This is a genomic window from Chromobacterium sp. FG22 (genome assembly GCF_057809415.1).
In genome coordinates this window covers 23,247-31,300 of sequence record NZ_JBMDJX010000040.1, presented here as the reverse complement: position 1 = coordinate 31,300, position 8,054 = coordinate 23,247, and the positions used below count along the sequence as shown (strand labels likewise).

Genomic DNA, 8,054 nt, shown 5'->3' with positions numbered 1-8,054 from the left:
ATTCGCCATGTGAAAGTAGGACACCGCCAGACGCCCCATTGCAAAGCCCAGCTCAATCGAGCTGGGCTTTATGCATTGTGCTGTTGAACGGCGACACAGAAGCCTCCCCCAAAGGGAGGCTTTGTTGCGTCTGGACGACTAGAAATCCGCGCGCATGACCAGGCGCGGATCGTTGTCGCCGAAGTAATGAGGTTGATGTTCGACGACGACAAAGCCAAGCTGCTGGTACAGCCTGACCGCGGGATTGTCGGGGTGAACCGTCAGTTTCGCGTGGCTGGCCTGGCGCGCCCGCAGCGCCTGCAGCAAGGCCTGCAGCAGTTGCTTGCCTACGCCTTGTCCGCGGCAATGCTCGTGGACCGCCAGCGACATGATCCAGAATTCGCCTTGCCCGCTGCCCGGCGCGCCGATGATGTAGCCGCCCAGTGCCCCGTCTTGCGCGCCCGGTGCGACGAAGAACAGATCCGGCCACAGGTCGTGGGCCTGGCGGAAGAAAAAGTCCGGGTAGACGTGGTGGCCGAATACCGCTTGCTCGATCTGGAAGACCGGGGCGACGTCTTGGAGTTGCGCCGGGCGTGCCGTCATCTGAAAACATCCTCTTCTGTGGTGCGTTTGAGCGGGCAAGCCTACTGCAATGCCCGGCGCTTGCAAAGCGCCGGGCAAGAAAAAAGCCGCGCTGGGCGCGGCTTGGCGGGAGCGCGGCGGCTCACCACATCACTTTGACCTTGTCGTTGCCCAGCCAGTCCTGCAGCGCCAGCAACAGTCCGTCGTCCAGCCGGACGCCCCAGGGCGGGGGCAGCATTAGGTCGCCGCTGGCCGCGCCGTTGTTGTAATGGATGCGCACCGGGCAGCCGGCGTCTTCGCTGCGGAACGGGTGCAGCTGGGCCTTGAGTTTGCTGACGTCCACCTTGCCGGCCAGTTTCAGCGACAGGCTGCGCGCGTAGCGGCTGCGCGCCTCGCCCAGCTCATAGACTTTGTCTGCGATGATGCGCAGGCCGCCGGAGAAGTTGTCCTCGCTGACCTTGCCTTCTATCACCAGCACCACGTCGTCTTTCAAGCGGCTGCGGTTGGCTTCGAAGCTTTCCGCGAACAGGCTGACTTCCAATTTGGTGCTGCCGTCGTCCAGCTGCACGAAGGCCATTTTGCCGCGGTTGCCCACTTTGACGCGGATGCCGGTGACGAAGCCGGCCAGCAACTGGGGCTCCTTGCGCGGGCTGAGCCGGGACAGCGGGGTCTTGATGAAGCCGCGGATTTCCTTGGCGTAGGCGGCGAAAGGGTGGCCGGACAGGTAGAAGCCGATGGCCAGCTTTTCTTCCGCCAGCTTGACCGCGTCGCTCCACGGCTTGATCTCGACCATTTCCACGCTGGGGGCGACGTCGTCGCCGAACATGTCGAACAAGCCGCCCTGATTGGCGTTGGCGTGCTCCTGTTCGGCGGCGTCCATCGCCAGCCCGGCGTTGCCGAACAGTTTGGCCCGGTTGGGCTCTATGCTGTCGAAGGCGCCGGCGCGGATCAGCGCTTCGATCACGCGCTTGTTGACGATCTTCTTGTCGGTGCGGCTGCAGAAGTCGAACAAGTCCTTGAATGGCCCGGACGCGGCGCGGACCGCGACGATGTGGTCGACGGCGGCTTCGCCGGTGCCCTTGATCGCGCCCAGCGCGTAGCGGATGTGCTTGCGGTCCACGGGTACGAAGCGGTAGTAGCTCTGGTTGACGTCGGGCGGCAGGAAGATCAGGCCGTTTTTGCCGTCCACGCTGTCGTCGTAGAACACCTTGAGCTGGTCAGTGTTGTCCAATTCCGAGGACATGGTGGCCGCCATGAAGGCCGCGGTGTGGTGGGCCTTGAGCCAGGCGGTCTGATAGGAGACCACGGCGTAGGCGGCGGTGTGCGACTTGTTGAAGCCGTACTCGGCGAACTTGGCCATCAGGTCGAACAGCATTTCGGCGAGCTTGGGGTCGTAGCCCTTGGTGGCCGCGCCCTGGGCGATCTTGCCGCGGTGCTCGGCCATTTCCTCCGGTTTTTTCTTGCCCATCGCCCGGCGCAGCATGTCGGCGCCGCCCAGGGTGTAACCGCCGATGATCTGCGAGATCTGCATCACCTGTTCCTGGTAGACGATCACGCCGTAGGTCGGGTCCAGGCAGGCCTGCAGGTCCGGGTGGTAGTAGTCGACCTCTTGCTTGCCGGCCTTGCGCAGGATGAAGTCGTCCACCATGCCGGAGCCGAGCGGGCCCGGACGGTACAGGGCCAGCACAGCGATGATGTCTTCGAAACGGTCGGGCTTCAGTTTTTCCAGCAGCCGCTTCATGCCGTCCGATTCAAGCTGGAAGACGGCGGTGGTGTTGGCCTGCTGCAGCACTTTGTAGGCGGCGGCGTCGGTGAACTCGAGCAGATTGAGGTCGGTGTCGAAGCTGGGATCCAGGTCTTTGATGTAGCCGACCGCCAGTTCGATAATCGTCAGGTTGCGCAGGCCGAGGAAGTCGAACTTCACCAGGCCCACTTTTTCCACATCGTCCTTGTCCAGCATGGACACCGGCACCGAGCCGTCGCCGCTGGCCTGGTACATCGGGCAGAAGTCGGTGATCTTGCCCGGCGCGATCAAGACGCCGCCGGCGTGCATGCCGATGTTGCGGGTCAGGCCTTCCAGCTTCTTGGCCAACTCCCACAGCTCGCGCAGTTCCTCTTCGTTTTCCAGCCGCTCGCGCAGCACCGGCTCCATTTCCACCGCGTCGTCCAGCGAGTATTGCTTGCCGGGCGCGGCGGGAATCAGTTTGGAGATGCCGTCGCAGAACATATACGGCAAGTCCAGCACCCGGCCGACGTCGCGCACCACGGCCTTGGCCGCCATGGTGCCGAAGGTGGCGATCTGCGACACCGCTTCGGCGCCGTATTTCTGGCGCACGTATTCGATCACGCGGTAGCGGTTGTCCTGACAGAAGTCGATGTCGAAGTCGGGCATGGAGACCCGCTCGGGGTTGAGGAAGCGTTCGAACAGCAGCGCGTAGGCCAGCGGGTCGATGTCGGTGATGCCGATGCTGTAGGCCACCAGCGAGCCGGCACCGGAGCCGCGGCCGGGACCCACCGGGCAGCCGTTGTTCTTGGCCCAGTTGATGAAGTCCGCCACGATCAGGAAGTAGCCGGGGAAGCCCATCTGGATGATGGTGTCGCACTCGATCTTCAAGCGCTCGTCGTAGCGCGGCCGCTCTTGGGCGCGCGTTTCCGGATCGGGATAGAGCTTGGCCAGCCGTTCTTCCAGTCCTTCCTGGGACAGATGCACCAGGTAGTCGTCCAGCGTCATGCCGTCCGGCGTCGGGAATTGCGGCAGGTAGTTCTTGCCCAGTTGCACGCTGATATTGCAGCGGCGGGCGATTTCCACCGAGTTTTCCAGCGCTTCGGGGATGTCGGCGAAGCGCTCCAGCATCTGCTCGGTGGACAGGAAGTATTGGTTTTCCTCGAAGCTGCGCGGCCGGCGCTTGTCGCCCAGGGTGAAGCCCTCGGCGATGCAGACACGGGCCTCGTGGGCCTTGAAGTCGTCCGGGTCCATGAACTGGATGGGGTGGGTGGCCACCACCGGCAGGCCGGTCTCGCCGGCCAGCCACAGCGAGGCTTGCAGCGCGTGCTCCACCTGCGGGTTGTTCAGGCGCTGCAACTCCAGATAGAAGCTGTCCGGGAAGCAGCTCTCCCAATATTCGGCGCGGCGGCGCGCCTCGTCGCGCTGGCCCATCAGCAGAGCCTGGCCCACGTCGCCCATGTGGGCGCCGGACAGGCAGATCAGGCCGCTGTTATCGCCGTTTTCCAGCCAGGCGCGCTTGAGTTCGGCGCGGCCGCGGTACTGATTGTGGGTGTAGGCGTCGGCCAGCAGTTCGCACAAGCGCCCGTAGCCCTGGCGGTTCTTCACCGTCAGCATCAGGCGATAGGGTTTGTCGCGATCATCCTCGTTTTCCAGCCAGACATCGCAGGACACGATGGGCTTGACGCCTTTGTCCCGGCAGCCCTTGTAGAACTTGACCATGCCGAAGATGTTCATCAGATCGGACATGCCCACCGCGGGCATATTGTCCTTGATGGCGCGCTTGATGGCGTCATCCAGGCGTACGATGCCGTCGGTGATGGAGAACTCCGAATGGAGGCGCAGATGGATAAAACGAGGTGAGTTCATCGCGTCATTTTACCTGCCGAGCGGTTGCGACACCATCGCCGGGCGCAATTGGCGGCGCTGGTATTTTGTTGCTATGCAGCATTAGAATGATGGCATCTAGGAGGAATCCCCATGGACTGCGACATCAAGAGCTTGCCGCCGGAGGCGGTCTACCCTTTGCTGGTGGGCAGCGTGCAGCCCCGGCCCATCGCCTGGGTCAGCACTCAGGACTTGCGGGGCGTGGCCAATCTGGCGCCGTTTTCCTTCTTCACCGTGGCCAGCGTGAAGCCGCCGGTGCTGGCGCTGAGCATTCTGACGCCGGCTAGCGGCGGCGAGAAGGATACCCTGGCCAATATCCGCGCCACCGGCGAGTTCGTCGTTAATGTGGTGCCGGAGCGCTTGGCGGAGGCGATGAACCTCAGCTGCGGCCCTTATGCGCCGGAGGTGGACGAGTTCGATCTGGCCGGCGTGAGCAAGGCGCGCAGCCGGCAGGTGAGAGCGCCGGGCGTGGAACAGGCGCCGCTGCGTTTCGAATGCGTGCTGAGCCAGTGCCTGGTGCTGGGCGAAGGCGCGGGCGCCGGCAATCTGGTATTGGGCGAGGTGTGCCACGTGCATGTGGCGGACGAGGCGTGGAGGGACGGCCGCGTGGCGAGCAAGGCCCTGGACTTGGTGGGCAAGCTGGGCGGCGACGAGTTCAGCCGTGCGAAGACTGCTTTCAGTTTGCGGCGGCCCGGCGCGTGACGGCGCTGCGACTCTGGCTGGCCAGTTCGTCCAGCAAGGCGTAGCGGCGCTGATATTCCGCGCGTTTCTTGCTGGCGATCTCGCTCAGGGGCTTGCGCGGCAGTTGCAGCGGCAGGCTGAAGAAGCGCTTGCAAGCGGTGGGCTGGGCGTCGAAGGTGTCCCAGAAGCTGTCGTAATCGGCGAAGAACTGGCGGCGATAGCGCCAGGAGCTGTAGATATGCTGCCATTTGCTGACGGCCAGCACCTGGTTAGCGCCTATTTCCTGGGCCAGCGCGACCAAGGCCTCAACCGCCAAACGCTTGGGAAACAGGCCGTGGCTTTGCTTGGTGAGCTGGTGCACGGCTTCCGCGCCATGGGGTTTGCGCGGGCCTTGCAGGCCGCCGATGATGATGGCGGTTTCACCTTGATGGCGGGTGATGGTGAAGGTCAGCGTGGCGATGGCGATCCCTTCCTCCGAGCAGATCTGCAAGGACAGCTCGCCTTCTTTGTCGAAGCTGTGGCGGTGCGTCAGCACCGCCGTGATCGCGGCCTCGTTTTTGCCGAGCAGCGCGGCCAGCGGCAGACCGGCGTCGCTGAGCAGGCTGCGGTAGGCGGCGGGAGACACCCGCGTCGCCAGCGTCTGATAGTGTTCGCGCAGAGCCGCCAGCTTACCGCTTGGGCCAAGAGCACGGTACAGATAGGGGCGGTGCAGCTTGCAGGCCAGCCGCGGATTGGCCTGCAGATGGCGGCGCAGCGCGGGTTGGCCCCAGCTGTCCAGCCAGCGCAGCGTCCAGGGCAGGGTCAGCAGTCCGCGCAGCGCGAATTTGCAGCGATTCTTCCCTTCGTCGAATCCGTCCTTGCGGGAGAAGCGCCCGCTGGCCAGAGACCAGAATAAATCCACCGCGTTCAGCGCCGACATACCATAACCTCAAGAAAAAAAGGGTTAAGGCTACGTTATCGCGGCGCTGTGATTGTTAATGAATATGGGGCAAATTGTGACGAATTGTGACGATTTCGTCTGAAATTAAATACATTGTAATTATTTTCCCGTATCCAACAGCTGGCCCAGAGGTTGTTCCAGCCGATACAGGCGGAAGCGTTCCTTCGGGTCGCCCGGACGCTGGAAGCTCGCCATCGGCGTCAGACCGCGGAGAAAGGCCGGCAGCTGGTCGTGAAGAGACTGGACCAGCAACCAGCGGCAGTCTTTGGCTTGCGACGTGCTTTCCAGCCGCAGCGTGCGGTAATCGGCGTAGTAGTCCAGCAGCGCGCGTTGGGGTTCGCCCAGGCCGACGCTGGCGACGCATTCGCCTTGCCGGCCGATGTCGGCCAGGACAGGGCGCAGCGGGGCGAAGGTTTCGCGGTAGCGCATGCCGTGATCCAGCGCCGGCAGCCATAGCGTGGCCAGGCCGCCCCACAACAGCACGATGGTCAGGCTCCAGCGCCAGGCGAAGCCGGGCGCGGTATCGGCCGGGAAGCGTCGCCATAGCCAGGCCGCGCCGCCGGCGATCAGGCCGAAGGCCAGCCAGGTCCATGGATGCCACTGCGGGTGCCAATCAGTGAACTTGCGGTGCAGCAGGTGACGGGACCATTGCGCCGGTTCGCCGGTGGAAAGCACCCAGGCGACGGCGAGCACGAAGGCGCCAAGCGCCAGGCAGAGAAACAGGCTGAAGCCGGACAGCGCGCGCCAGCCGCGATGGGATTCGCCGGCGCGCAAACCGGCGATGGCCAGCAGCGCCAGCGGCAGCAGCAAGGGCATCGCATAGAGTTCGCGGGCGTCGCCCGCCAGCGACAAGACGGTCAGCGTCACCAGCCAGAGCAGCGCCGGCGCCGCCGGCCAGGCGCGGGTCCATTGTCGGCGGCCGCGCCACAGCCCCCACAAGGCCAGCGGCAAGACCGGAATGCCGTACCAGGGCAGGGTGCGGCCGTAGAACAGGCGCGGCGCCTTGGGGCCCAGGTGGGCGCTGCCGTCAAAGCGGCCGAAGTTGTTCACTTTGAACCAGAGCTGGAACAAGGCCGGGTCGCGCAAGTACAGGCTCAAGCCCCACAGCGCGGTCAGCGGCAGGCCGATCAGCGCGGCCAGCAGCAGGCCGCCGGCGTAACGGCGGTTGCGGTAATCCGGGTGCAGCGGCAGCAACAAGGCGGTCAGGCCCAGGCAGCCGGGGCCGAGCAGGCCCTTGCTCAGGAAGGCGACGCCGCCGCCCAGGCCCAGCAGCGCGCCGCCGAGCAAGGCGCGCCGGCGCAGCAGCACCAGTCCGGCCAGACCCCAGGCCACGCCGGCCAGCAGGGCGGTGTCCGTGATCATCTGATGGGCGCGCATCGGCAGGCCCAGGCAACCCAGCAGCAGCAAGGCGCCCCAGGCGGCGGCGCGGCGGCCGTACAAGGCGCCGGCGGAGACGGCGGTGCCGGCCAGGGCCAGCGCCATCCAGCCGCCGGCGGCCAGCCGCGCGGCGTCCGGCGCGCTGAGCCAGCCGCTGAACAATTGCATGGTGAAGGCGGCGCTGATGAAGAACAGCGGCGGCTTTTCCATGAAGGGCTCGCCGGCCAGCGTCGGCACGATCCAGTCGCCGGTCTGAGCGATATGGCGGATCAGGCCGAAGGTGTAGGCTTCGTCCGGCTTCCAGGGCTCATGACCCACCAGGCCGGGCAGCAGCCAGGCGACGGCGATGAGCAAGAACAGCCAGACGGGGATGGAAGGCAGGCCGGAATCTGCGGGCTGCGCGGCGTAAGGAGTGGAGAAACGCATGGAGTCCGCGGAAAAGTGGTCGTTAATTGTTATGGGAAAGGGGAGGGCGAGCCGTCCCGTTCATCACCTTGAGGCATGGCGACCGCGGGCTTCTGCCAGGAAGATCCGCGGCCGGACGGTAGAGTGTAGCGTTGTTTACGCGCCAAGCAAACTTGAGCGCGGCCGCATCGGGGCGGGGGCGGTTTCAATTGTGCGGCGGGTCTTTAGGCCGCATCGAGTGCAGCGCGGACTTCTGCATTTCCAGGGCTTTGATCTGCATGCTCAGCATGCCCATATTCATGGTCAGCCAGCTTTCCACCACGCGCAATTCCGCCAGCTTGCGCTCGATCTCCTCCTCGCTCATCGGCGGCAGAAAAGGCTGCATGCCCGGCGGCGTGGCGGTTTGCCAGAACTGGCGGAATAGGGAGAAGGGGTCGTTGGGGTTGAATTCGTTGCTCATGAGCGGCTCCCTTGGCGAAG

6 protein-coding genes are annotated in these 8,054 nt (G+C 64.8%); 1 reads left to right on the top strand and 5 read right to left on the bottom strand.

Annotation, left to right across the window (positions count from 1 at the left end; all coding sequences use genetic code 11):
- Positions 1 to 138: 138 nt before the first annotated feature.
- On the bottom strand, positions 139 to 582 hold the full coding sequence (locus ACODSD_RS23150; protein ID WP_107800826.1) for a GNAT family N-acetyltransferase: 444 nt from the start codon (positions 580 to 582) through the stop codon (positions 139 to 141).
- Positions 583 to 703: 121 nt separating this feature from the next.
- Positions 704 to 4,153, bottom strand: coding sequence for a DNA polymerase III subunit alpha (dnaE, locus tag ACODSD_RS23145; protein ID WP_488878439.1), 3,450 nt, complete (start codon positions 4,151 to 4,153; stop codon positions 704 to 706).
- 111 nt (positions 4,154 to 4,264) lie between these two features.
- Here dnaE and ACODSD_RS23140 point away from each other — a divergent pair, with 111 nt between their 5' ends.
- On the top strand, positions 4,265 to 4,873 hold the full coding sequence (locus tag ACODSD_RS23140; protein ID WP_488878438.1) for a flavin reductase family protein: 609 nt from the start codon (positions 4,265 to 4,267) through the stop codon (positions 4,871 to 4,873).
- Here ACODSD_RS23140 and ACODSD_RS23135 read toward each other — a convergent pair.
- The 3 genes from ACODSD_RS23135 to ACODSD_RS23125 form a co-directional block, all read right to left on the bottom strand.
- A complete protein-coding gene (locus ACODSD_RS23135) occupies positions 4,848 to 5,771 on the bottom strand; it encodes a VirK/YbjX family protein (RefSeq protein ID WP_227106692.1) in 924 nt (307 codons plus the stop codon). The genes ACODSD_RS23140 and ACODSD_RS23135 overlap by 26 nt on opposite strands.
- A gap of 120 nt (positions 5,772 to 5,891) precedes the next feature.
- Positions 5,892 to 7,595, bottom strand: coding sequence for an ArnT family glycosyltransferase (locus ACODSD_RS23130; protein WP_235084692.1), 1,704 nt, complete (start codon positions 7,593 to 7,595; stop codon positions 5,892 to 5,894).
- Positions 7,596 to 7,779: 184 nt separating this feature from the next.
- Positions 7,780 to 8,034, bottom strand: coding sequence for a PhaM family polyhydroxyalkanoate granule multifunctional regulatory protein (locus ACODSD_RS23125; protein WP_107800821.1), 255 nt, complete (start codon positions 8,032 to 8,034; stop codon positions 7,780 to 7,782).
- Positions 8,035 to 8,054 lie beyond the last annotated feature (20 nt).

What these genes read in the sequence shown, in the direction of transcription:
- ACODSD_RS23125 (WP_107800821.1), bottom strand. Translation starts at nt 8,034, where the DNA reads ATGAGCAACGAATTCAACCCCAACGACCCCTTCTCCCTATTCCGCCAG.
- ACODSD_RS23135 (WP_227106692.1), bottom strand. Translation starts at nt 5,771, where the DNA reads ATGTCGGCGCTGAACGCGGTGGATTTATTCTGGTCTCTGGCCAGCGGG.
- ACODSD_RS23140 (WP_488878438.1), top strand. Translation starts at nt 4,265, where the DNA reads ATGGACTGCGACATCAAGAGCTTGCCGCCGGAGGCGGTCTACCCTTTG.
- dnaE (WP_488878439.1), bottom strand. Translation starts at nt 4,153, where the DNA reads ATGAACTCACCTCGTTTTATCCATCTGCGCCTCCATTCGGAGTTCTCC.
- ACODSD_RS23130 (WP_235084692.1), bottom strand. Translation starts at nt 7,595, where the DNA reads ATGCGTTTCTCCACTCCTTACGCCGCGCAGCCCGCAGATTCCGGCCTG.
- ACODSD_RS23150 (WP_107800826.1), bottom strand. Translation starts at nt 582, where the DNA reads ATGACGGCACGCCCGGCGCAACTCCAAGACGTCGCCCCGGTCTTCCAG.